Source organism: Streptomyces sp. NPDC017225 (assembly GCF_044331465.1).
Classification (GTDB): domain Bacteria; phylum Actinomycetota; class Actinomycetes; order Streptomycetales; family Streptomycetaceae; genus Streptomyces.
The window spans coordinates 315868-339905 of sequence record NZ_JBIRNE010000007.1; the positions used below are offsets into that span (position 1 = coordinate 315868).

The 24038-nt window shown below is 71.1% G+C and carries 17 protein-coding genes and 1 riboswitch; of the genes, 13 read left to right on the plus strand and 4 right to left on the minus strand.

Translation table 11 applies throughout. From position 1 onward, the window contains the following. The first annotated feature begins 115 nt into the window (after positions 1–115). From shc to ACH4NX_RS18845, 8 genes are all read left to right on the plus strand, one after another. Positions 116–2191 carry a squalene--hopene cyclase gene (shc, locus tag ACH4NX_RS18810; RefSeq protein WP_351395444.1) on the plus strand — a complete coding sequence of 692 codons (2076 nt, stop codon included), beginning with the start codon at positions 116–118 and terminating at the stop codon, positions 2189–2191. Beyond that, positions 2191–2832: a 1-hydroxy-2-methyl-2-butenyl 4-diphosphate reductase gene (locus ACH4NX_RS18815; RefSeq protein ID WP_351395441.1), complete on the plus strand. Its 642-nt coding sequence runs from the start codon at positions 2191–2193 to the stop codon at positions 2830–2832. Before shc ends, ACH4NX_RS18815 begins: the two co-directional genes overlap by 1 nt. A 6-nt stretch (positions 2833–2838) precedes the next feature. Then, complete coding sequence (gene hpnH, locus ACH4NX_RS18820; RefSeq protein ID WP_351395438.1) at positions 2839–3861, plus strand: adenosyl-hopene transferase HpnH; 1023 nt, start codon at positions 2839–2841, stop codon at positions 3859–3861. Between the two features lie 4 nt (positions 3862–3865). Further along, positions 3866–5020 carry a flavodoxin-dependent (E)-4-hydroxy-3-methylbut-2-enyl-diphosphate synthase gene (ispG, locus tag ACH4NX_RS18825; RefSeq protein ID WP_398128090.1) on the plus strand — a complete coding sequence of 385 codons (1155 nt, stop codon included), beginning with the start codon at positions 3866–3868 and terminating at the stop codon, positions 5018–5020. A 27-nt stretch (positions 5021–5047) separates the two neighbouring features. Further along, positions 5048–6994 carry a 1-deoxy-D-xylulose-5-phosphate synthase gene (gene dxs, locus ACH4NX_RS18830; RefSeq protein WP_398128091.1) on the plus strand — a complete coding sequence of 649 codons (1947 nt, stop codon included), beginning with the start codon at positions 5048–5050 and terminating at the stop codon, positions 6992–6994. Then, positions 6991–8376: an aspartate aminotransferase family protein gene (locus ACH4NX_RS18835; RefSeq protein WP_398128092.1), complete on the plus strand. Its 1386-nt coding sequence runs from the start codon at positions 6991–6993 to the stop codon at positions 8374–8376. Before dxs ends, ACH4NX_RS18835 begins: the two co-directional genes overlap by 4 nt. Before the next feature lie 86 nt (positions 8377–8462). Continuing rightward, a complete protein-coding gene (locus ACH4NX_RS18840) occupies positions 8463–9122 on the plus strand; it encodes a helix-turn-helix domain-containing protein (RefSeq protein WP_398128093.1) in 660 nt (219 codons plus the stop codon). Continuing rightward, positions 9119–9241 (plus strand): DUF6126 family protein, encoded by a 123-nt coding sequence (locus ACH4NX_RS18845; RefSeq protein ID WP_351395423.1) that lies wholly within the window; start codon positions 9119–9121, stop codon positions 9239–9241. Before ACH4NX_RS18840 ends, ACH4NX_RS18845 begins: the two co-directional genes overlap by 4 nt. Before the next feature lie 57 nt (positions 9242–9298). Here ACH4NX_RS18845 and ACH4NX_RS18850 read toward each other — a convergent pair whose 3' ends face one another. Continuing rightward, positions 9299–10096 (minus strand): tyrosine-protein phosphatase, encoded by a 798-nt coding sequence (locus ACH4NX_RS18850; RefSeq protein ID WP_351395420.1) that lies wholly within the window; start codon positions 10094–10096, stop codon positions 9299–9301. 423 nt (positions 10097–10519) lie between these two features. Then, a riboswitch (cyclic di-AMP (ydaO/yuaA leader) is annotated at positions 10520–10677 on the plus strand. 4 nt (positions 10678–10681) lie between these two features. Here ACH4NX_RS18850 and ACH4NX_RS18855 point away from each other — a divergent pair. Beyond that, positions 10682–11644: a LysM peptidoglycan-binding domain-containing M23 family metallopeptidase gene (locus ACH4NX_RS18855; protein ID WP_351395417.1), complete on the plus strand. Its 963-nt coding sequence runs from the start codon at positions 10682–10684 to the stop codon at positions 11642–11644. 221 nt (positions 11645–11865) lie between these two features. Next, positions 11866–12651, plus strand: a complete 786-nt coding sequence (locus tag ACH4NX_RS18860; RefSeq protein WP_398128103.1) for an SGNH/GDSL hydrolase family protein — start codon at positions 11866–11868, stop codon at positions 12649–12651. Here ACH4NX_RS18860 and ACH4NX_RS18865 read toward each other — a convergent pair. Continuing rightward, positions 12623–13339: a TetR/AcrR family transcriptional regulator gene (locus ACH4NX_RS18865; RefSeq protein ID WP_351395414.1), complete on the minus strand. Its 717-nt coding sequence runs from the start codon at positions 13337–13339 to the stop codon at positions 12623–12625. The genes ACH4NX_RS18860 and ACH4NX_RS18865 overlap by 29 nt on opposite strands. Positions 13340–13399: 60 nt before the next feature. After that, entirely contained in the window at positions 13400–13984 is a 585-nt protein-coding gene (locus ACH4NX_RS18870) for a carboxymuconolactone decarboxylase family protein (RefSeq protein ID WP_398128094.1), read from the minus strand. Between the two features lie 168 nt (positions 13985–14152). On the opposite strand from ACH4NX_RS18870, the gene ACH4NX_RS18875 reads away from it, so the two are divergent. Continuing rightward, positions 14153–15346, plus strand: coding sequence for an MBL fold metallo-hydrolase (locus ACH4NX_RS18875; protein WP_398128095.1), 1194 nt, complete (start codon positions 14153–14155; stop codon positions 15344–15346). A gap of 1007 nt (positions 15347–16353) precedes the next feature. On the opposite strand, the gene ACH4NX_RS18880 is transcribed toward ACH4NX_RS18875, so the two are convergent. Further along, complete coding sequence (locus ACH4NX_RS18880; protein ID WP_398128096.1) at positions 16354–17118, minus strand: thioesterase II family protein; 765 nt, start codon at positions 17116–17118, stop codon at positions 16354–16356. A gap of 340 nt (positions 17119–17458) precedes the next feature. Here ACH4NX_RS18880 and ACH4NX_RS18885 point away from each other — a divergent pair, with 340 nt between their 5' ends. After that, the gene (locus tag ACH4NX_RS18885) at positions 17459–22330 is read left to right on the plus strand and encodes a type I polyketide synthase (RefSeq protein ID WP_398128097.1); all 4872 of its coding nucleotides are present in this window, start codon (positions 17459–17461) and stop codon (positions 22328–22330) included. A 41-nt stretch (positions 22331–22371) separates the two neighbouring features. After that, positions 22372–24038: type I polyketide synthase (locus ACH4NX_RS18890; RefSeq protein ID WP_398128098.1), on the plus strand; the 1667-nt coding region annotated here is incomplete at its 3' end.

The following is a 24038-nucleotide window of genomic DNA, read 5'->3' on the forward strand; positions in this document are numbered from 1 at the left end:
CACTATCGGTCGAATAGCCCTCGCGTAGTCGCCGGCCGGTGTCGCGGGAAGACGAGCACCGGCCGACGGCGGACCCACAGCAGAAGCACCACTGTTACTGCACGAAGGGGAAGCCATGACAGCGACGACCGACGGAAGCACCGGGGCCACCCTGAAGCCCCTCGCAGCCGCGGCCAGCGAAACCGACATCACGATCCCCGCGACGGCGGCCGGGGTACCAGAAGCCGCCGCACGCGCCACCCGGCGCGCCACGGACTTCCTGCTCTCCCGGCAGGACGCCCAGGGCTGGTGGAAGGGCGACCTCGAGACGAACGTCACGATGGACGCCGAGGACCTGCTCCTCCGCCAGTTCCTGGGCATCGGTGACGACGAGACCACGCGGGCCGCCGCCCTGTTCATCCGCGGCGAGCAGCGCGAGGACGGCACCTGGGCCACCTTCTACGGCGGCCCCGGCGACCTGTCCGCCACCATCGAGGCCTACGTCGCCCTCCGCCTGGCCGGCGACGAGCCCCACGCCCCGCACATGGCCAGGGCGTCGGAATGGATCCGGGCCCGGGGCGGCATCGCCGCGGCGCGGGTCTTCACCCGGATCTGGCTCGCCCTGTTCGGCTGGTGGAAGTGGGACGACCTGCCCGAACTCCCGCCGGAGCTCATCTACTTCCCCACCTGGGTGCCGCTCAACATCTACGACTTCGGCTGCTGGGCCCGGCAGACCATCGTCCCCCTGACCATCGTCTCCGCGAAGCGGCCGGTACGCCCCGCGCCCTTCCCGCTCGACGAACTGCACACCGATCCAGCCCTCCCCAACCCCGCGCGGCCCCTGGCACCGGCGGCGAGCTGGGACGGGACCTTCCAGCGCCTCGACAAGGCACTGCACGCCTACCGCAGGGTCGCCCCGCGCCGGCTGCGGCGGGCCGCGATGAACACCGCCGCCCGCTGGATCATCGAACGGCAGGAGAACGACGGCTGCTGGGGCGGCATCCAGCCGCCGGCCGTGTACTCCGTCATCGCGCTGTACCTGCTCGGCTACGACCTCGAACACCCCGTGATGCGCGCGGGCCTGGAGTCGCTGGACCGGTTCGCCGTGTGGCGCGAGGACGGCGCCCGGATGATCGAGGCCTGCCAGTCCCCGGTGTGGGACACCTGCCTGGCCACCATCGCGCTGGCCGACGCCGGGGTGCCCGAGGACCATCCGCAGCTGGTGAAGGCCGCGGACTGGATGCTCGGTGAGCAGATCGTGCGCCCCGGCGACTGGTCGGTGAAGCGGCCCGGACTCCCGCCCGGCGGCTGGGCGTTCGAGTTCCACAACGACAACTACCCCGACATCGACGACACCGCCGAGGTGGTCCTGGCCCTGCGCCGGGTCAGACACCACGACCCGGAACGGGTGGAGAAGGCGATCGGCCGCGGCGTGCGCTGGAACCTCGGCATGCAGTCGAAGAACGGTGCCTGGGGCGCGTTCGACGTCGACAACACCAGCCCCTTCCCCAACCGGCTGCCCTTCTGCGACTTCGGTGAGGTCATCGACCCGCCGTCGGCGGACGTCACCGCGCACGTCGTCGAGAGCCTCGCCGTCGAGGGCCTCACCCACGACCCCCGCACCCGGCGCGGCATCCAGTGGCTGCTCGCCCAACAGGAGCCGGACGGCTCCTGGTTCGGCCGCTGGGGCGTCAACTACGTCTACGGCACCGGATCCGTCGTACCCGCCCTGACCACCGCCGGACTCCCCACCTCGCACCCGGCCGTCCGCCGCGCGGTGACCTGGCTGGAGTCCGTCCAGAACGACGACGGCGGCTGGGGCGAGGACCTGCGGTCCTACGACGACGCCAGGACGTGGAGCGGCCGGGGCGCCTCGACCGCCTCGCAGACCGCCTGGGCGCTGATGGCCCTGCTGGCGGCGGGGGAGCGGGAGTCCAAGGCCGTCGAACGCGGCGTCGCGTGGCTCGCCGCCACCCAGCGGGAGGACGGCTCCTGGGACGAGCCCTACTTCACCGGCACCGGCTTCCCCTGGGACTTCTCCATCAACTACCACCTCTACCGGCAGGTCTTCCCGCTCACCGCGCTCGGGAGGTACGTCCACGGAGAGCCCTTCGCCAAGAAGCCGCGCGCGGGGCAGGCCACCGCCACCGGCACCGCCCTCGCCGAGCCGTCGCCGGCCGACGCGTCCACGGCCGAGGTGAAGGGCAGCTGATGACCCGACAGCCCGGCCCGTCCCCGCTGCTGATCGCCTGCGCGCTCGGCATCGAGCACCTCGCCCTGCGCACCGGCGACCGCGGCTGCGCAGGCGGGCCGGTCACCGTCCTGCGTACGGGCATGGGCCCGAAGGCGGCCGAGCGCTCGGTCAGCCGGGTCCTGGCCGACCCGGCGCTCGGCGAGGCCGCCGTGCTGGCCACGGGCTTCTGCGCGGGACTCGCCCCAGGCATGCACCCCGGCGACCTGGTCGTCGCCGAGGAGACCCGGGACCCGCGCTCCACCGTCAGCTGCGTCGGGACGGACCGGCTCGTCAAGGAACTCGCGCGAGCCGCCCCCGGGCGCACCGTCCACACCGGGCCGCTGACCGGCTCGGACCACGTCGTCCGCGGTCCCGAACGCGCCGATCTGCTGGCGACCGGCGCGATCGCCGTCGACATGGAGTCCGCGGCCACGCTCCTGAGCGCCGTCCGGACGGGCGCGCGCCCGGTTGCGGCCGTGCGGGTGGTCGTGGACGCTCCAGAGCACGAGCTGGTCCGGATCGGCACGGTGCGCGGTGGAATATCGGCATTCCGCGTCCTTCGATCCGTTCTTCCCGCATTCTTCGAATGGCACCGTTCTTTGCCGCTCCCCCGGAGGTGAGCCCAGATGGCCATGCCGCTGCGCCAGTCCATCAAGGTCGCTACATACCTGGCCGAACAGAAGATCCGCCGACGGGACAAGTTCCCCCTCATCGTGGAGCTGGAGCCGCTCTTCGCCTGCAACCTGGCGTGCGAGGGGTGCGGCAAGATCCAGCACCCGGCCGGGGTGCTCAAGCAGCGCATGCCGGTCGCGCAGGCGGTGGGCGCGGTGCTCGAATCGGGAGCGCCGATGGTCTCCATCGCCGGCGGCGAGCCGCTGATGCACCCGCAGATCGACGAGATCACCCGCCAGTTGGTGGCCAAGCGGAAGTACGTCTTCCTGTGCACCAACGCCCTGCTCATGCGCAAGAAGATGGACAAGTTCACGCCCTCCCCCTACTTCGCGTTCGCGGTGCACATCGACGGGCTGCGGGAGCGGCACGACGAGTCCGTGGCGAAGGAGGGCGTGTTCGACGAGGCCGTGGAGGCCATCAAGGAGGCCAAGCGGCGCGGTTTCCGGGTGACCACCAACTCGACCTTCTTCAACACCGACACCCCGCAGACCATCGTCGAGGTCCTCAACTTCCTCAACGACGACCTCAAGGTCGACGAGATGATGATCTCGCCCGCCTACGCCTACGAGAAGGCGCCCGACCAGGAGCACTTCCTGGGCGTGGAGCAGACCCGAGAGCTGTTCAAGAAGGCCTTCTCGGGCGGCAACCGGGCCCGCTGGCGGCTCAACCACTCCCCGCTGTTCCTCGACTTCCTCGAGGGCAAGGTCGACTTCCCGTGCACCGCGTGGGCGATCCCGAACTACTCCCTCTTCGGCTGGCAGCGCCCCTGCTACCTGATGAGCGACGGGTACGTCCCGACGTACCGGGAGCTGATCGAGGACACCGACTGGGACAAGTACGGCCGCGGCAAGGATCCGCGCTGCGCCAACTGCATGGCGCACTGCGGTTACGAGCCCACCGCGGTCCTGGCCACCATGGGCTCGCTCAAGGAGTCCCTGCGTGCCATGCGGGAGACGGTCTCCGGGAACCGGGACTGACGGCATGACCGCCATCTCCCTGGGCGTTCCCGAGGTACCGGTCCGGCCGATCGCCGAGCGGCGCGCGTCGCGGCGGATCCAGGTCGGGCCGGTGGCCGTCGGGGGCGGGGCCCCCGTGTCGGTGCAGTCCATGACCACGACCCGTACGTCGGACATCGGTGCGACGCTCCAGCAGATCGCCGAGCTGACGGCGTCGGGCTGTCAGATCGTCCGGGTGGCCTGTCCCACCCAGGACGACGCGGACGCGCTGGCCGTGATCGCGAAGAAGTCGCAGATCCCGGTGATCGCCGACATCCACTTCCAGCCGAAGTACGTCTTCGCCGCGATCGAGGCGGGCTGCGCGGCGGTCCGCGTCAACCCGGGCAACATCAAGCAGTTCGACGACAAGGTCAAGGAGATCGCCAAGGCGGCCCGCGACCACGGCACCCCGATCCGCATCGGCGTCAACGCCGGCTCGCTGGACCGCCGCCTGCTGCGGAAGTACGGCAGGGCGACCCCCGAGGCGCTGGCGGAGTCCGCTCTGTGGGAGGCGTCCCTCTTCGAGGAGCACGACTTCCGGGACATCAAGATCTCCGTCAAGCACAACGACCCGGTCGTCATGGTCGAGGCCTACCGCCAGCTCGCCGCCCAGTGCGACTACCCGCTGCACCTCGGCGTCACCGAGGCCGGCCCCGCCTTCCAGGGCACCATCAAGTCGGCCGTCGCCTTCGGCGCGCTGCTCTCCCAGGGCATCGGCGACACCATCCGCGTCTCCCTGTCGGCCCCGCCGGTCGAGGAGATCAAGGTCGGTACCCAGATCCTCCAGTCGCTGGGGCTCAGGGAACGCCGGCTGGAGATCGTCTCCTGCCCGTCCTGCGGCCGCGCCCAGGTCGACGTCTACAAGCTGGCCGACGAGGTCACGGCAGGTCTGGAGGGTATGGAGGTGCCGTTGCGCGTCGCCGTCATGGGCTGTGTGGTCAATGGCCCCGGCGAGGCCCGCGAGGCCGACCTCGGCGTCGCCTCGGGCAACGGCAAGGGCCAGATCTTCGTCAAGGGCGAGGTCGTCAGGACCGTCCCCGAGTCGAAGATCGTCGAGACGCTGATCGAAGAGGCGATGAAGATCGCCGAGCAGATGGAGAAGGACGGCGCGTCGGGGGAGCCGGCCGTCACCGTGAGCTGAACAGCACGGACCGAAGGGGGCCCGAGCGTGACGATTCTGGAGAGCATCCGGGGACCACGCGACCTGAAGGCGCTGTCCGAGGCGGAACTCGGCGAACTGTCCGGCGAGATACGTGACTTCCTGGTGCACGCGGTCGCCCGTACCGGCGGACACCTGGGACCCAACCTGGGCGTGGTGGAACTGACCGTCGCCCTGCACCGGGTCTTCGAGTCACCGGCCGACCGCATCCTGTGGGACACCGGCCATCAGAGCTACGTGCACAAGCTGCTGACCGGACGTCAGGACTTCTCCAAGCTGCGCGGCAAGGGCGGGCTGTCCGGCTACCCGTCGCGCGAGGAGTCCGAGCACGACGTCATCGAGAACAGCCACGCCTCCACCGTGCTCGGCTGGGCCGACGGTCTCGCCAAGGCCCGTCGGGTGCGGGGGGAGCGGGGCCACGTCGTGGCCGTCATCGGCGACGGCGCGCTCACCGGCGGCATGGCCTGGGAGGCCCTGAACAACATCGCGGCGGCCAGCGACCGGCCGCTGATCATCGTCGTCAACGACAACGAACGCTCGTACGCGCCGACCATCGGCGGCCTCGCCAACCACCTCGCGACCCTCCGTACGACCGACGCCTACGAGCGGATGCTGGCCTGGGGCAAGGACGTGCTCCAGCGCACACCCGTGGTCGGCGACACCCTGTACGAGGCCCTGCACGGCGCGAAGAAGGGCTTCAAGGACGCCTTCGCCCCGCAGGGACTCTTCGAGGACCTGGGGCTGAAGTACGTAGGCCCGATCGACGGGCACGACATCGGGGCCGTCGAGTCGGCGCTGCGGCGTGCGAAACGCTTCCACGGCCCCGTACTGGTGCACTGCCTCACGGAGAAGGGCCGCGGCTACGAACCGGCCCTGCGGGACGAGGCGGACCACTTCCACACGGTCGGCGCGATGGACCCGCTCACCTGCGCGCCGCTCAGTCCGTCCAGCGCGCCGTCGTGGACCTCCGTGTTCGGCGAGGAGATCGTCCGGATCGGCGAGGAGCGCGACGACGTCGTGGCGATCACCGCGGCCATGCTGCACCCGGTCGGGCTCGGCGCCTTCGCCGAGCGGTTCCCCGGCCGGGTCTGGGACGTCGGCATCGCCGAGCAGCACGCCGCGGTGTCCGCGGCCGGTCTCGCCACCGGCGGCCTCCACCCGGTCGTCGCCGTCTACGCCACCTTCCTCAACCGTGCCTTCGACCAGCTCCTGATGGACGTGGCCCTGCACCGTTGCGGGGTCACCTTCGTGCTGGACCGGGCAGGCGTCACCGGCGCCGACGGGCCCTCGCACAACGGCATGTGGGACATGTCCGTCCTCCAGGTCGTCCCGGGTCTGCGCATCGCCGCGCCGCGCGACGCCGGCCAGTTGCGCGCCCAGCTGCGCGAGGCGGTCGCCGTCGACGACGCGCCGACGCTGGTGCGCTTCCCGAAGGAGTCCGTCGGGCCGGCCGTACCGGCCGTGGACCGGATCGGCGGCATGGACGTCCTGCACGCCGCCGGCCGGCCCGAGGTGCTGCTCGTGGCCGTCGGCGTGATGGCGCCCGTCTGCCTCCGCGCCGCCGAGCTGCTCGAGGCCCGCGGCACCGCATGCACCGTCGTCGACCCGCGCTGGGTCAAACCCGTCGACCCGGCGCTCGCGCCGCTGGCCGCGCGGCATCGCCTGGTGGCCGTCGTGGAGGACAACATCCGTGCGGCCGGCGTCGGTTCGGCGGTGGCACTGGCGCTGGGCGACGCCGAGGTCGACGTACCCGTACGCCGGTTCGGCATTCCCGAGCAGTTCCTCGCGCACGCCAAGCGCGCCGAGGTGCTCGCCGACATCGGACTCACCCCCGTCGAGATCGCCGGCCGGATCAGCGCGAGCCTGGCCGTCGGAGCACAGGCCGCAGCACAGGCCGGAGAGCAGACAGGCACGGACGACGGCCCGTCACGCCAGTGCAAGGAGAGAGCTGAATGACCAAGGAGTTCGACCTCGCCGCCCTCTTGGCCGAGCGCGGAGCCGAGCGGTACGAGCTGCACGCCAGGCACCTCAACCACCAGTTGCCGCGCATGCTGCGCACCATCGGCTTCGACAAGGTCTACGAGCGGGCCGAGGGCGCGCACTTCTGGGACGCGGACGGCAACGACTACCTGGACATGCTCGCCGGGTTCGCGGTGATGGGCCTGGGGCGCCACCACCCCGTCGTACGCAAGGCACTGCACGACGTCCTCGACGCCTCGCTGGCCGACCTCACCCGCTTCGACTGTCCGCCGCTGCCCGGGCTGCTGGCCGAGAAGCTGCTCTCCTACAGTCCGCACCTGGACCGGGTCTTCTTCGGCAACAGCGGCACGGAGGCGGTCGAGACAGCGCTGAAGTTCGCCCGGTACGCGACCGGCAGGCCGAGGATCCTGTACTGCGCGCACGCCTTCCACGGGCTGACCACCGGCTCGCTGTCCGTCAACGGCGAGGACGGTTTCCGCGACGGCTTCGCCCCGCTGCTGCCCGACACCGCCGTCCCGCTCGGCGATCTGGCAGCCCTGGCGCGGGAGCTGAAGCGGGGCGACGTGGCCGCGCTGATCGTGGAGCCGGTCCAGGGCAAGGGCGTGCACGAGCCCCCGCCCGGCTATCTGCGCGGCGCGCAGGAACTGCTGCGCCGGCACAAGGCACTGCTGATCGCCGACGAGGTGCAGACGGGTCTCGGCCGGACCGGGAAGTTCTACGCCTTCCAGCACGAGGAGGGCGTCGAGCCCGACCTGGTGTGCGTGGCCAAGGCGCTGTCCGGCGGCTATGTGCCGGTGGGGGCCACGCTGGGCAAGGAGTGGATCTTCAGGAAGGTGTTCTCCTCGATGGACCGGGTGCAGGTCCACTCGGCGAGCTTCGGGTCCAACGCGCAGGCCATGGCGGCCGGGCTCGCGGTGCTCTCGGTGATGGAGAACGAGGAGATCGTGGCGAACGCGGCCGCGGTGGGTGAGCGGCTGAAGTCCCGGCTGACGGAGCTGGTGGACCGCTACGAGCTGCTCGCCGAGGTCCGGGGGCGAGGGCTGATGATCGGCATCGAGTTCGGGCGGCCGAGATCGCTGAAGCTGCGCAGCCGCTGGACGATGCTGCAGGCCGCGCGGAAGGGGCTGTTCGCGCAGATGGTGGTGGTGCCACTGCTGCAACGGCACCGGATCCTGACACAGGTGTCCGGCGACCACCTGGAGGTGATCAAACTGATCCCGCCGCTGATCATCGACGCGGGGGACGCGGACCGGTTCGTCGACGCCTTCACCGAGGTGATGGACGACGCCCATGACGGCGGCGGCCTGATGTGGGACTTCGGCAAGACCCTGGTCAGGCAGGCGGTGGCCAACCGCTGACGATCAGCGAGGGCGCCCTCGCTCCGATGTTTGCCTCAGAGGCAAAGAAATTGCCTGTCGGGCAATTTTCGGGCTGAATGAGAGGCATGACCACCCCCGAGCCCGAACCGCCTCCGCCGGACGCGGTGTCCGTCGTGGCACCGCGGCTGCGTGCCCTGCGGCGCAGGGCCGCCCTCACCCTGGAGGCGGCGGCCCGTGCCGCCGGGCTGTCGCCCGCCCACCTCTCCCGTCTGGAGACCGGGCAGCGCCAGCCCTCGCTGCCGATGCTGCTCTCCCTCGCCCGTGTCTACGGTACGACCGTCTCGGAGCTGCTCGGCGAGACGGCCGCGGAGCGGGATGCCGTAGTACGCGCCGACGCCATGGAGCCGACGTTCGCGGGCGGCTGGACCTACTGGCAGGCCGGCGGGGCCGGCCGTGCCATGCAGGCCCTGCGCGTCCATGTGCCGCACGGCTCACAGGGCGACATCGTGCGGGTGCACCCCGGCGAGGAGTGGCTGCACGTCCTGCGGGGCCGGCTGCGGCTGCGTCTCGGGGACACGGTGCACCGGCTCGGCCCGGGCGACAGCGCGCACTTCGACTCGCTGACCCCGCACCGGATCGCCGCCCAGGACGCCGACGGTGTCGAGCTCCTCTTCGTCCACACCCTGTTGCAGAGCCCGACGGCGGCACTGTGCCTGGGACCGGCGGCCACGCCGGTCCACCCCATGCCCGGACCGGTCCACCCCACCCTTGGAGAGACGCCATGAACCTTCAGGAGAAGTTCCCGCGTGCCCTGTGGGTACGGCTCTTCATCTACCTCGTCGTGGGGCACGTCCTCGCGGCCTTCATCTACCTGCTCTTCGAGGTGGGCGCCAACAGCCAGTGAGCCGGTGCGTCAGCGGGCCGGTGAGTCAGTGAGCCGGTGCCTCAGTGGGCCGACGGCTCAGTCCAGCATCCGCTCGCGCAGCCGCTCCCGGGTCTCGGGAGTGATCCGCAGGCCCTTCTCCAGGTAGGTGTCGACCCCGCCCCAGGTCTCCTCGACGGTCTCGAAGGCCGCCGCCAGATACTCGGCGCGCGCGTCGAAGAGGGGGCTGAGCAGCTCCATGACCTCGGGGGAGTAGGCCGAGGCGGCGGTGCTGCTGCGGCGCACCTTGTACCGGCGGTGCGTGGCGTTGGACTTCAGGTAGTCCTCGACGACGGCCTCACGCTCGACGCCCAGGGCGAGCAGGGTGATCGCGATCGACAGGCCCGCGCGGTCCTTGCCGGCGGCGCAGTGCATCAGGGCGGGGACGCTGTCCTGGGCGAGCGCGTGCAGCACCCGGGAGTGCTCGGCCGTGCGGTCCTTGATGATCGCGCGGTAGGAGTCGATCATCCGGTTCGCACCCCTGCCGTCCGCCAGGATCTCGCGGAGCTGGTCGAGGTCGCCGTCGCGGACCATCTTCCAGAACTCGGCACCGTCGGCAGGATCGCTCAGCGGCAGGTTCACGTTCCGCACGCCGGGAAGCTCGACGTCCGGGCCGTCGAGCTTCTGGTCGGCCGCGTTGCGGAAGTCGAAGATCGTGTGCAGGCCCAGCGAGGCCAGCAGCGCGGCGTCCTCTCCGGTGGCGTGCGCGAGGTGGCCGCTGCGGAACAGCACCCCCTGCCGCACCCGCCGCCCGTCCACGGTCGGCAGTCCGCCCACGTCCCGGAAGTTGCGCACACCGGTCAGCTCGGGTTCGGTCGACGGGACCTGCTGCGTCACGGGGGCTCCTCCCACCAAGCCCCGCCGACGCTGCTCGCCGACGGGCACCACTCGACGATACGGCACCGCCCCGGGATGCCGGAGTCCCGGTCGTCCGACTACGCCACATCTGGGCGTTCCGTACGAATTGGTCCCTTAGTCCCAACTGGCGCTGGAATGGAAGAGGATGAAGGGGTGGCGGGTGAGCAGCGTCATATCCGTGACGGTGCGTTGCCCGTCATGTGCATGCAATTCAGCCGGTTTTCAAGGCTCTTTACGCGAAAGGGCACTCCGGTAATCGACGGAGGGTGACCGGTAATTCCCGTAAAGGATCAATCGGAACACCTGGCGATGGAACCCCTCGCTTGTCCCCGCGCGTCCTGGTCCCTTACGTTCACCACCGATCCGGACGGACGCCTAATCCTGCCGCCGCCCGGAGCCCGCACTCATCCACCACCCGTACACGGCAGGAGCGGGGGACCCACAGGTACAACTGCCTGTTCCGGTTCCCGGAACGGCTTGGGGTTAAGCCGCGCCTCGGCGCGGCCGGGCATCTCCAGCTCGCACCCGACAGCTCACCTCGCAGGCGCCGGAGAGGAAAACGACATGCCCGCGAAGGGTAAGCACCGCCGTACCAGGGCCATGCGCCTGACCCGCACCATCGCCGTCGCCGGAACCGGTGGCGCGGCGCTCGCGCTCCCGCTGATGGGCGCCGCCACCGCCCAGGCCGCTCCCGCGCAGTCCGTTTCCGAGCAGGCCGTGCGGTCCATACCGACGGCCGCGAAGCAGGCCGCCGGCAGCGGCGCCGAGAAGAACTCGGACTCGCGGACGTACACCGTGAAGAGCGGTGACTACCTCTCGAAGATCGCCGACGAGCAGGACGTCGACGGTGGCTGGAAGAAGCTGTACTCGGACAACCGCGAGGCCGTCGGCGCGGACCCGTCGATGATCCACCCCGGCCTGAAGCTCTCGGTCGGCGAGCGGGCCGCCAAGTCGTCCGCCCCGTCCTCCTCCACCGGGTCCGAGAAGCCGGCGGCCGAGAAGCCCGCCGCGCCGCAGAAGCCGTCCTCCGAGAAGTCCGAGTCGGCCGAGAAGTCGTCGGACGCCGCGAAGACCTCCTCGGACTCCTCCGACACCAGCGCCCAGTCCGCCGGGACCACCAGCGGCTTCACCTCGCCCGTGCCCGGCGGCAGCGTCGGCACCCCGTACCACCAGACCGGCAGCATGTGGTCCAGCGGCTACCACACCGGCACCGACTTCGTCGTCCCGACCGGCACCTCGCTCAAGGCCGTCGGCGCGGGCACGGTCGTCTCCGCCGGCTGGGGCGGTGCCTACGGCAACCAGGTCGTCATCCAGCTCGCCGACGGCCACTACGCCCAGTACGCCCACCTGTCCTCGCTCTCCGTCTCCGCCGGCCAGTCGGTGACGGCGGGTCAGCAGGTCGGTCTCTCGGGTGCGACCGGCAACGTGACCGGTCCGCACCTGCACTTCGAGATCCGCACCACGCCGGACTACGGTTCGGACGTCGACCCGATCTCGTACCTGCGCTCGCACGGCGTCTCTCTCTGATCCCTCCGATCTCTCCGACGGCGCTTTAGGCGCAGCCTCCGCGCCTCCGAAGGCCGGACCCCGATCCCCGGGTCCGGCCTTCGGTGTATTCCTGAATTGGTGAACACTTTAGGCGTGGTCTTTCTCACCGCCCGTCAACCCTTTCTACGGTCGCGTAGGTCACAATCCAAGGTGAATCATGGGCCGACGTGGCAGACGATTCGAAGAGTGACAGCAGAGAAGTGATCGGGTCGTACGTGGCTGTGGGGGACAGCTTCACCGAGGGCGTCGGCGACCCCGGCCCCGACGGGGCGTTCGTCGGCTGGGCGGACCGGTTCGCCGTCCTGCTCGCGGACCGGCGCCCCGAGGGCGACTTCGCGTACACGAACCTCGCCGTGCGCGGCAGGCTGCTCGACCAGATCGTGGCGGAGCAGATCCCGCGAGTCGCCGGACTCGCGCCGGACCTGGTCTCCTTCGCGGCGGGCGGCAACGACATCATCCGGCCCGGCACCGATCCCGACGAGGTGGCGGAGCGGTTCGAGCGAGCGGTGGCGGCGCTGAGCGCGGCGGCCGGCACCGTCCTGGTGACGACCGGCTTCGACACCCGCGGGGTGCCTGTCCTCAAGCATCTGCGCGGCAAGATCGCCACGTACAACGGGCACGTCCGTGCCATCGCCGACCGCTACGGCTGCCCCGTGCTCGACCTGTGGTCGCTCCGGAGCGTCCAGGACCGCAGGGCGTGGGACGCCGACCGGCTGCACCTGTCGCCCGAGGGGCACACGCGGGTGGCGCTGCGCGCGGGCCAGGTACTCGGCCTGCGGGTCCCGGCCGACCCGGACCAGCCCTGGCCGCTGCTGCCGCCCCGCGGCACCCTGGACGTCCGGCGGGACGACGTGCACTGGGCACGCGAGTACCTGGTGCCGTGGATCGGACGCCGGCTGCGCGGTCAGTCGTCGGGGGACCACGTGACGGCCAAGGGGACCCTGTCGCCGGACGACATCAAGACGCGGATCTCGGCGGTGGCCTGACGGCGGGGCGCGGGTACGGGGCGCCGGTGGAGGCGGTGGGAGCGGTGTCGGCCTCGGGCGGCGCGGTCCAGTGGCGCGGCGTCGTCAACGCCTCCCGCTCCAGGCCCAGTTCCCGGGCGAGTGCCTCGTCCGTCCACTCCTGCGCCCGGGCCCGCGAGACCGCGCCGCCGTACGACGTCAGTTGTACGGCAAGACCGTCGAGCAGCGCCGTCAGACGCAGGGCGGCGCCGTCGGGCTCCGGGCACCGGAACTCCCCGGCGGCCACGCCCTCGGCGATGACCTCGGCGATCGCCGCCTTCCACTGGCGGTCCAGTTCCCGGGTGACCTCCCGCAGCGCGGGCTCGCGCAGCGCCACCGCCCAGCCCTCGATCCACAGCCGCCACCCCTTGGCCTGCCCGGTCGGGGCGTACCACCGCACGGCCGACCGCAGCCGGCGCAGCGCCGAGGTGCGGCGGCCGAGCAGCTTGCGCAGACGGGCGAGGTCGTCCTCGGCGGCGTAGGTGAACGCGGCGGCGACCAGCCTCTCCTTCGTGGAGAAGTGGTAGAGCACCAGTGCGTTGCTGACACCGAGCGCGGCGGCCACGTCGGCGATCCGCAGCGCCGCCACGCCCCGCGCCGATATCTGCTCGACGGTCGCGCGCAGCAGCTCCTCGCGGCGCTCCGCCACACTCAACCGGACTCTCCCCACGCGCGTCACCCTATACAGGCGCCCCGACGTGCGGCGACGGCCGCTTGCGGCCCCGCCGGCTCAGTCCGTCGTGGCGGTGACCGCGCCCGTGCGCCCGGCGTCGGACAGGTCGCAGGAGTCCTTGAAGCTCTGGCTGGTGAGGTCGAGCGCCGCGTTCATACGGGACCGCAGGTTCTCGACGGCGATCATGGCCGTCAGCTCCACGAACGCGGGCTCTCCGAGCCGGGTCCGCAGCCGCTCGGCGAGGTCGTCGCCGACGGTGGGCGGGGTCGCCGTCACCGCCTCCGCGTACTCCATGACGTCCCTCTCCAGCGGCGTGTAGACCTCGCTCTCCCGCCACACCGGCACGTCATGGAGCTTGCGCCGGTCCATGCCGCGCTCGGCGTTCTCCCAGTAGCCGAAGTCCATGCACCAGGAGCAGCCGATCGAGGCCGCCGAGGCCATCACGGCGAGTGCCTTCAGGTCGGAGTCCAGCCTGTTCCATTTGGCCACGGACTGCTCGAACCGCAGGTCGCCCCAGAGCACGCGCGGGTTGTGGGCGAGCGCCTTGCCGGGGTCGAGGACCTTGCCGTAGGTGCGCCGGGAGTACCACTCCATGACGCGGAGGAGGAGCGTCCGGGGCGGGGTGAGGGATACGCGGGCCATGAGGGCCACCTTCCTGTCCGTCGGTCGTGCCGTTGCGTGCCGGGCGCTCCGGCCGGGGGCGCCCTCACCGGTACGACGGGCCGCGGGAACTCGGATGTGACATCGGGCGTTCGAGTGACGTCGGACGAGACGACAATGAGAGCCTGACCTACTCCACCTGGAGGTACCGTGGCCGGTTTCCGTTTCCCGAGTCCCGGGCCGGGCGTGCCGCGGCCCGCGGCCTTCGGCGCGGACCCGAGCGGTGAGCGCATGGCGCGTATCCGCAGATCGCCGCACTTCGGTGACGGTGTCTTCCAGAACCCCGGGGGCCCCGCCCGGACCCGGCCCTCCGGATCGGCCCGCGACTTCGCCAAGATCTACTTCGACCGGGAGGCGAAGCTGCGCCGTGCGCCGCGGGGCACGGTCCCCGTGCACGCCACCACCCTCGCCGACCTCGCCCGCCCGCCCGCCACCGGACTGCGGGTCACCTGGATGGGCCACTCCAGCGTGCTCGCCGAGATCGACGGACAGCGGGTGCTCTTCGACCCCGTGTGGGGCGAGCGCTGCTCCCCGTTCCCCTTCGCCGGCCCCAAGCGGCTGCATCCGGCCCCGGTGCCCCTGGCCGCCCTGGGCCCGGTCGACGTCGTCGTCATCTCCCACGACCACTACGACCACCTGGACATGTCCACGATCGTGGCGCTGGCCGGCACGGACACCCTGTTCGCCGTGCCCCTCGGGGTCGGCGCCCACCTCGAACGCTGGGGCGTCGGCACCGACCGGCTGCGCGAACTGGACTGGCACGAGTCGACGCGCGTCGGCGGCCTCACCCTCACGGCCACCCCGGCCCGGCACTTCTGCGGGCGCGGACTGCGCAGCACCCAGCACACGCTCTGGGCGTCCTGGGTCGTCGCCGGTGAGGAGCACCGCGTCTTCCACAGCGGCGACACCGGCTACTTCGACGGCTTCCGGGACATCGGCGCCGCCCACGGCCCGTTCGACGCCACGATGATCCAGCTCGGGGCGTACGCCGAGTTCTGGCCGGACATCCACATGACTCCCGAGGAGGGCGTACGCGCCCACCTCGACCTCCAGGGAGGCAGCCCGGGCGGTGCCCTGCTGCCGATCCACTGGGGCACCTTCAACCTGGCTCCGCATCCGTGGGCGGAGCCGGGGGAGTGGACGAAGGACGCGGCCGAGGAGGCCGGGCAGGCGGTGGCGTTCCCGCGGCCGGGCGAGCCGTTCGAGCCGGCGGGGGAGCTGCCGGGGGAGGCGTGGTGGCGGGCGGTGTCCGGTCCGGTCGCGCGCTCCTGGCGGCGTCCGCGGATCGCTGAGGGTGTGGTCGAGACGAGCAAGGTTGATCTCGACCGTGCCGGTGAGCGGTGACGTCGGTCGGAGACGAGCTCGGGGTGATGGTCCGGATGCCGGAGCGTCTCCTGGCTGAAGCGCGTGACGGTGCCGTCCGGGTCTTGGACGGGACGACTGGGGAGAAGCGTCAAGCTCCAGCTCGGTGATTCGAACGTTGCCATCCCTGGAAGGTCCGGCTCGGGTTGCCATGCAGCGCTCGGCCGCACTGCTCGGCCGGTGTCGGTGGCGGAGCCCGGGTGCGGCGCGTGTCGGTCCTCGCACCTGAGGAAGGCGCACGCGTCCTGGACGCGGCCGACGGCCGCCACTGTGAGCGCGAGCCACCAGTGGAGCAGCACTTCGTGCCGTTGCCGACGCGGGAGTCCGCGTCGTCGAGCTTCAACCTTCACGTCCGGCAGGCGCCTGAGGAGGGCGCGCTGTCTCCTCAAGTGCCTCGTACCGCCGATCGAGTCCCGGCCGGTGGGCCGCGCCACACGACGCGGCGTCCACGAGCGCGCAGAGCTTCACTACGAGGTTGTCCGCTCCGGTGGCGTTGAGGCGATCCGGTCGGTGGACTCGCGGCTGGGGCGATCCGGAGGAGAACCGGCGGCAGGTGCGGCCGGGGGACGTCGGCAGAGGAACCGGACGATGGCCACGGTCTGCCGCGTGGTGACCATGAACGACGAAGGCCGGGAGCGAGCGCTCGGTACTTCGATGTGGACGGTCGGGAGATCGATGATCCCCACCTGACCGGAGGGCGTGTCCCTTCCCCGCGACGGCAGTCTGTGGATCCGCCCGTCACTCCGGAGCCGGAGCCGGAGCGGGTGTCGCCCGTTCCAGGAACCGTCGCGTTCGACCCGTTGTGGTGGGAGGACCTGAGGGGGTGCACGGCCGTGTTCCTGCCGGGCGACCCCCGCGCTCCGGGCGGATCGCCTTCCACGCCCGGGGTGGGCGGCTGCCGGCCGGTGCTCCTGCCGAAGAGCCCCTGGTGGTCCTGTCGCACGGTCGCGGCGGGCGGGCCTCCCCTCACGGAGCTGCCGGACGTGCGCTCACATCCCGGTGGGCAGGATCAACCGGGAGATCTCGGCGATGACCTCGCCGGCGCGCGGCGTCAGATAGAAGTGGTTGCCCTGGAAGACGCGCAGAGCGAACGTGCCTTCGGTGTGGGCGCGCCAGTCGTCGGCCTCTTCCACCGTGGTCAAGGGGTCGGCGTCTCCCACGAAGGCGTGGATCGGGCACGCGATGCGCGGAGTACCGGCCGGCCGGTAGGTCTCGATGGCCTGGTAGTCGGCGCGTAGGGTCGGCAGGACCAGGCGTCGTGTCTCGGCATCGGCGAAGACGGCCGGGTCGGTGCCGCTGAGCGCCTTGACGGAGGCGATGAGTGCTTCGTCGTCCTGGCGGTGGACCGTCTCGCCGCGGAACCGGGACGGTGCGCGCCGGCCGGAGACGATGATCCCGGCGGGGGACCGGCCCAGTTCCCCCTCCATCAGCCTGGCCACCTCGAAGGCGATCGCGGCCCCCATGCTGTGACCGAAGAGCCAGGTCCGGTCGAGACCGTCCTGCGGGAGCTCGCCGAAGACGCGCGCGGCGAGGGCGTGGATGTCGGTGAGGGGCCGTTCCGTGTGACGGTCCTGGCGCCCCGGATACTGGATGGCGAGGACTTCGGCCTTCCCGGAGAGCGCCCGCGAGACGGGGAAGTAGTAGCTCGCCGCACCGCCCGCGTGCGGGAAGCAGATCATCCTCGGGACCGCCCGGTCCGCCGGGTGGAAATCGCGAAGCCAGTTCGAGGCGCTGTAAGGGGAAGTGACAGACATCAATCAATCCTTGGATCGGTCCGACTGAAGCCTCCGCCTCAGGCCTGTGTCCAACGTTCACGTGCCTGCGGACACTGAGGCAAGCCCTTAACCGCCCCTATGTGTCGGCCCTCCGGGGGTCCATCGCACCCGCACCGCCGAACGATCGACGGAGTCCGCCGAGAGAGTCGCGATGCCGGCGAGCGGGTGGTCGGCACGGTGTGGAAACCGGGGGTCGGGTCGGGTGAATCGGCCGTACACGTTAGGGGCGATCAGGGGTTGGGGTCCCTCATCACCCTCCGTAGCGTTCCCGGCAAGCGCGCGTCGAGGTGATCGACGCCTTTCGACCCGGGGTGGCTTCGTGGGTGACCAGGAAAAGCTTCTTGACTACCTCAAGCGCGCGACCACGGACTTGCGCGCGGCCCGCAGACGCATCGCGGAGATCGAGCACCGTGACCGGGAACCCATCGCCGTCGTCGCGATGGCGTGCCGATATCCGGGCGGCGTGACCTCGCCCGAGGGCCTGTGGAGCCTGGTCGACGGGGGCGTCGACGCGGTGTCGGAGTTCCCGGCCGACCGCGGCTGGGATGTCGAGGACATCTACGACCCGGAACCCGGCAAACCCGGGAAGACAACGGCACGCGAGGGTGGATTCCTCTACGACGCGGGCGACTTCGACGCCGAGCTCTTCGGGATCAGCCCGCGGGAGGCCATCGAACTCGACGCCCAGCAGCGGTTGCTGCTCGAGGTGTCGTGGGAGGTGGTGGAGCGTGCGGGGATCGACCCGACCACGCTGAAGGGCAGCCCGACCGGCGTGTTCGCCGGGGTCATGTATCACGACTACGCGGGAGGCAGTAACGGCGGAAGCCTCGTATCGGGTCGTGTCGCCTACACTCTGGGCCTGGAGGGCCCCGCGGTGACCCTGGACACCGCCTGCTCCTCGTCGTTGGTCGCCGTGCACATGGCGATCCAGTCGCTGCGTTCGGGAGACTGCGCGCTCGCGCTCGCCGGCGGGGTGACAGTGATGTCGACCCCGGAGATGTTCGTCTACTTCAGCGAACAACGCGGCATGGCGACGGACGGCCGCTGCAAGTCCTTCGGCGCGTCCGCCAATGGGATCGGCTGCTCCGAAGGCGTCGGAGTACTGATGCTGGAGAGGCTGTCCGACGCGCGTCGCAACGGTCACCCCGTCCTGGCGGTGGTGCGTGGCACGGCGGTCAATCAGGACGGTGCGAGCAACGGACTCACCGCTCCCAACGGTCCCGCCCAGCAGCGGGTGATCCGTCAGGCCCTGACCAACGCGGGCCTTTCGGCGGCCGAGGTGGACGTGGTCGAGGCACACGGCACGGGAACGACGCTGGGTGACCCGATCGAGGCGCAGGCACTGCTGGCGACGTACGGGCAGGGCCGTGCGGAGTCGTTGTGGCTGGGGTCGATCAAGTCGAACATGGGTCACACGCAGGCTGCGGCCGGCGTGGCGGGAATCATCAAGATGGTGCAGGCGATGCGGCACGACACGATGCCCAGGACGCTGCACGTGGACGAGCCGACGCCCCAGGTGGACTGGCATGCGGGCGATGTCCGGCTGCTGACCGAGGCGCGGGAGTGGCCGCGCGGTGAGCGTCCGCGTCGTGCGGGTGTGTCGTCCTTCGGGATCAGCGGCACCAACGCCCACGTCATCGTCGAGGAGGCGCCAGTGGTCGAGGACGAACCGGTGGAACGCCGGGAGCTGCCGGCCGTTCCGCTGGTGGTGTCCGCCAGGACGCCCGCGGCGCTGCAGGCCCAGCTCGACCGGATGTCCTCCGTCGACGAGGACGCGCTGGACGTGGCGTACTCGGCGGCGACGGGCCGTGCCGCGTTCGAACACCGCGCGGTACTGGTCGGGTCCGAGACCGTGATCGGTTCGGTCACCGAGGGCAAGCTGGCCTTTCTGTTCACCGGCCAGGGCAGTCAATGGGCCGGGATGGGCAGGGAACTGTACGAGACGTTCCCGGTGTTCGCGGACGCCTTCGACGAGGTCTGTGCCCTGCTCGACGTGCGTGAGGTGATGTGGCACGACGAGGAGGCACTCGCCCGCACGGAGTTCACCCAGCCCGCGGTCTTCGCTCTCGAGGTGGCCCTGTTCCGGCTCGTGGAGTCGTGGGGCATCAGGCCGGACCTGCTGGCAGGGCACTCCATCGGAGAACTGGCGGCCGCGCACGTCGGCGGCGTGCTCAGCCTGGAGGACGCGGCACGGCTGGTCACGGCGCGGGGACGGCTGATGCAGGAACTGCCGCCGGGCGGGGCGATGGTGGCGGTACAGGCGGCGGAGGAGGAGGTCGCACCGCACCTCGACGAACGCGTGGGTATCGCGGCCGTCAACACGCCCGACTCCGTGGTCATCTCGGGCGCGGAGGAGGCGGTGTCCGCGGTCGTCGAACTGTTCACCGGGCGCAGGACGAGTCGGCTCAAGGTCTCGCACGCGTTCCACTCGCCCATGATGGACCCGATGCTGGAGGACTTCCGGAAGGTCGCCGAGAGCGTCACGTACCACGAGCCGGCCATCCACCTGACCAAGGATGTGGGATCGGCGGAGCACTGGGTTCGGCACGTGCGGGACACCGTGCGGTTCGCCGACGACGTCCGAAGCCTCCAGGACCAAGGGGTCACGCGGTTCCTGGAGATCGGGCCGGACAGTGTGCTGACGGCGATGGCGGGGCAGACCGTCGACGGCACGCTGGCGGCAACGCTGCGCCGAGACCGGCCCAGTACGGAAAGCCTGTTCACCGGAGTCGGAAGGCTGTTCACCGCCGGAGTCACGGTCGACTGGAACGCCGTGTTCGACGGACGCGGAGCACGGCGGGTCGACCTGCCGACCTATCCCTTCCAGCACAAGCGCTACTGGCGCACGACGCAGAGGAGCCTCGTCTCCGCCGGACTGGAGTCCGTCGAGCATCCGCTGTTGGGCGCGGGAGTCACTCTGCCGGACGACGGCGGAGTGGTCTTCACCGGACGGCTGTCCATGGCCTCCCAGCCCTGGCTCGCGGGCCACGACGCCCTCGGCGCGGTGGTGGTGGCCGGAGAGGTGTTCCTGGAACTGGCCCTGTTCGCCGCCGGGCAGACGGGACGCGGCCGGGTCGAGGAACTCGACGTCCACGCGCCGCTGGTCATGGCGGACACGGAGGACATCGTGACGCTGCGCGTGCTGGCCGACGAGACAGGGGGCATCGGCGTGTACGCGCGCCGCGACGACCACGCGCCCTGGGTGAAGCACGCCACCGGCACGCTGGCCGCCGAGACGGACGAAGCCCCCTGGCCGCGCGACGACGAGACGTACGCCGCGGTGCTCGATGCCGCCACCCGGGCCGCCGGCCTCTCCTCCGACGGCGGGCGGACACTGGCCCACGCGTGGCGCGGAGCGTCGGTACACCTCGACGGGGAAGGACGCCCGGTCCTGTCGGTGGAGTCGGTCGAGACACGCGCGATCTCCACGGACGAGGTGCGGTCGCACACCGGCGGCCGTGAGTCGCTCTTCCACCTCGAATGGGTCACCGCCCCGGCACCCGCCGTCGCCCGGACGGGTACCCATGTGCTCTACGAGCCCCCGCCCCCGGACGAGGCCACGCCGGAGGGCTTCCGTGCGCTCGCCGGCCGGGTGCTCTCGGTCGTCCAGCAGTGGTTGACCGACGAGCAGTCCGCGTCCTCCAGGCTTGTGGTCGTCACGCGCGGCGCGGTCGACGGCAGCGACCTCGGGCACGCGGCCGTGTGGGGCCTGGTGCGTGCGGCTGAATCGGAGCACCCCGGCCGGTTCGTCCTGGTGGATCTGGACGCCGACGCGGAACTGCCCGAGGAGGCGCTGCGCCTCGACGAGCCCGAGATCGCCGTCCGCGACGGCGAGATCCGTGTCGCACGGCTGGCCCGCGTCCCGGCGGAGGGAGGCGGAACCGCGCAGTGGGGCTCGCACGGCACCGTCCTCGTCACCGGCGGACTGAACGGACTCGGTGCCCTGACCGCTCGCCACCTTGCCGCCGTGCACGGCGTGAAGAGCCTCCTGCTGACCAGCCGACGCGGCATGGACACCCCGGGCGCCGTCGAACTGGTGGCGGAACTGACCGGGTCGGGAGCCGAGGTGGAGGTGGCCGCCTGCGACGTCACCGACCGGGACGCCCTGGCGGCGCTGTTGCGCGACCGCCCACTGGCGGCCGTCGTGCACTCGGCCGGTGTGCTGGACGACGCGCTGATCGGGGCACTGACGCCCGAGCGGCTGGACGCGGTCATGCGGCCGAAGGTGGACGCCGCCTGGCATCTGCACGAACTCACCCGCGACCACGGTCTCTCGGCGTTCGTGGTCTTCTCGTCCGTGGCGGGCACACTCGGCGGCGCCGGACAGGGCAACTACGCCGCGGCGAACGCCTGGCTGGACGCCCTCGCCCGGCATCGCGCCGCGCGGGGGCTGCCCGCGCTGACCCTGGGCTGGGGGCCCTGGACCGAGGTCGGCGGCATGGCCGACCGGCTGGACGACGCCGAGCTGCAGCGGTTGCGTCGCTCGGGAATGCCGCCGCTGTCCCCGGACGACGGACTGGCGCTGCTGGACGCCGCGCTGCTGCCCGGGCGACCTCCGGTGATGCTTCCGGTCCGGTTCGACCTGGCGACGATGCGTGGGCAGGCGGAGACAGGAACGCTTTCCGCCGTGTTCGGCGGGCTGGTACGCATTCAGGCCCGCAGGCCCTCGTCAGGCAGGGCGTCGTGGGAGCGGCTGGCCGGACTGGACGAGGCGGAACGCAAGAAGTTCCTGCTGGAGCTGGTACGCGGCCACGTCGCCCAAGTCCTCGGACACGGCGGTGCCGACGAGGTGGAACCGCACCGCGCGCTGAACGAGCTCGGCCTCACCTCGCTGGGAGCGGTGGAACTGCGCAACGCCCTCAACGCGGACAGCGGGCTGTCACTGCCCCCGACCCTGGCCTACGACCACCCGACCTGTCTCGCTGTCGCCGAGCTCCTGTACGAGGGGCTGCGGCCGGGCGAGACCGATCCGGCGGCACCGCTGCTGGCCGAACTGAACCGGCTGGAGACCGCCGTGGCCGAACTCGCGTCGGACGACGAGGCCCACGCCAAGGTCACCGCCCGGCTCGAGGCAGTGTCGCGGCGGGCCAGGGACGCCCGGAGTGGGGCGGGCGAGCCGGTCGCCGACCTGGTGCCCGACTCGGACGACGAGCTGTTCGAGGTGCTGAACAAGGAACTGGGACTGTCCTGACGGGCCCTCGCCTCTGTTTGTGGACTTACACGGATGGGTTGATGACGATGTCGAAGGACTCCAACGACGACCGGCTTCGCGAGTATCTGCGGCTTGCCACCGGTGAGTTGCAGCAGACTCGGCGCCGTCTGCGCGAGGTGGAGGACCGGGAGCGGGAGCCGATCGCGATCGTGGGGATCGCATGCCGTTTCCCTGGCGGCGCGACCTCTCCGGAGGGCCTGTGGGACCTGGTCGCCGAAGGCCGCGACACGGTGGGTGAGTTCCCCACCGACCGGGGCTGGGACCTGGACGGGCTGTACGACCCGGACGGGGCCGGCGAGAACACCAGCTACGTCAGGCGGGGCAGCTTCCTGGACGACGCGGGTGACTTCGATCCGGAGTTCTTCGGCATCAGCCCGATCGAGGCGTCGGTGATGGATCCGCAGCAGCGGCTGCTGTTGGAGACCTCCTGGGAGGCGGTGGAGCGTGCGGGTATCGACCCGGCGACTCTGAAGGGCAGCGCGACGGGCGTGTACGCCGGACTCGTCTACCACGACTATCCGAGCAGCACGGTGACCGGAGCGCTGGTCTCCGGCCGGGTTGCCTACACCCTGGGCCTTGAGGGGCCCGCGGTGACGGTCGACACCGCCTGCTCGTCCTCGCTCGTCGCACTGGACCTGGCAGTCAAGGCGCTGCGGTCGGGCGAATGCTCCCTCGCACTCGCCGGCGGGGTGACAGTCATGTCGTCACCGGTCACGTTCGTGGAGTTCAGCAGGCAGCGGGGCCTGTCGGTGGACGGGCGGTGCAAGGCGTTCGCCGCGGCGGCCGACGGCACCGGCTGGGGCGAGGGTGTGGGCGTACTGGTGCTGGAACGCCTGTCGGAAGCCCGGCGCAATGGCCACCGTGTGCTGGCGGTGGTGCGGGGCACGGCCACCAACCAGGACGGCGCGAGCAACGGCATCACCGCTCCGAACGGACCGTCCCAGCGCCGTGTGATCCACCAGGCACTGGCGAACGCCGGCCTGTCGGCATCCGACGTGGACGTCGTGGAGGCCCACGGCACGGGAACGACGCTGGGTGACCCGATCGAGGCGCAGGCGCTGCTGGCCACGTACGGCCGGGACCGCCCCGAGGACCGCCCGTTGTGGCTGGGATCGGTGAAGTCGAACATCGGCCACACGCAGGCGGCCGCGGGTGTCGCGGGCATCATCAAGATGGTCCAGGCGATGCGGCACGGTGTGATGCCGAAGACGCTGCATGTGGACGAGCCGACTCCGCAGGTGGACTGGGAGGCGGGGAACGTCCGACTGCTCACCGAGGCCCGTTCCTGGCCGGGGGGCGAAGGGCCGCGCCGCGCCGCCGTGTCCTCGTTCGGGGCCAGCGGGACGAATGCTCATGTGATCGTGGAGGAGGCGCCCTTGGTGGAGGTGGTGCCTGTGCGGCGGCGTGAGTTGCCGGCTGTGCCCATGGTGGTGTCGGCCAGGTCGCGTGAGGCGTTGCGGGTTCGGATCGATCAGCTCGCCTCCGTGGAGGGGGACGAGTTGGATGTGGCGTTTTCCGCTGTCGTGGGTCGGGCGGCTTTCGAGCATCGGGCGGTGGTGGTCGGGTCGGAGACCGTGGTCGGTTCTGTCGCGGAGGGCAAGTTGGCGTTCTTGTTCGCTGGGCAGGGCAGTCAGCGTGTGGGGATGGGCCGGGAGTTGTATGAGGTGTTTCCGGTGTTCGCGGAGGC

Excerpts from the sequence above, each read along its gene's own strand:
- ACH4NX_RS18835 (WP_398128092.1), top strand. The coding sequence starts at position 6,991 with ATGACCAAGGAGTTCGACCTCGCCGCCCTCTTGGCCGAGCGCGGAGCC.
- ACH4NX_RS18840 (WP_398128093.1), top strand. The coding sequence starts at position 8,463 with ATGACCACCCCCGAGCCCGAACCGCCTCCGCCGGACGCGGTGTCCGTC.
- shc (WP_351395444.1), top strand. The coding sequence starts at position 116 with ATGACAGCGACGACCGACGGAAGCACCGGGGCCACCCTGAAGCCCCTC.
- ACH4NX_RS18870 (WP_398128094.1), bottom strand. The coding sequence starts at position 13,984 with ATGGCCCGCGTATCCCTCACCCCGCCCCGGACGCTCCTCCTCCGCGTC.
- ACH4NX_RS18880 (WP_398128096.1), bottom strand. The coding sequence starts at position 17,118 with ATGTCTGTCACTTCCCCTTACAGCGCCTCGAACTGGCTTCGCGATTTC.
- ACH4NX_RS18815 (WP_351395441.1), top strand. The coding sequence starts at position 2,191 with ATGACCCGACAGCCCGGCCCGTCCCCGCTGCTGATCGCCTGCGCGCTC.
- ACH4NX_RS18845 (WP_351395423.1), top strand. The coding sequence starts at position 9,119 with ATGAACCTTCAGGAGAAGTTCCCGCGTGCCCTGTGGGTACGGCTCTTC.
- ACH4NX_RS18855 (WP_351395417.1), top strand. The coding sequence starts at position 10,682 with ATGCCCGCGAAGGGTAAGCACCGCCGTACCAGGGCCATGCGCCTGACC.
- hpnH (WP_351395438.1), top strand. The coding sequence starts at position 2,839 with ATGGCCATGCCGCTGCGCCAGTCCATCAAGGTCGCTACATACCTGGCC.
- ispG (WP_398128090.1), top strand. The coding sequence starts at position 3,866 with ATGACCGCCATCTCCCTGGGCGTTCCCGAGGTACCGGTCCGGCCGATC.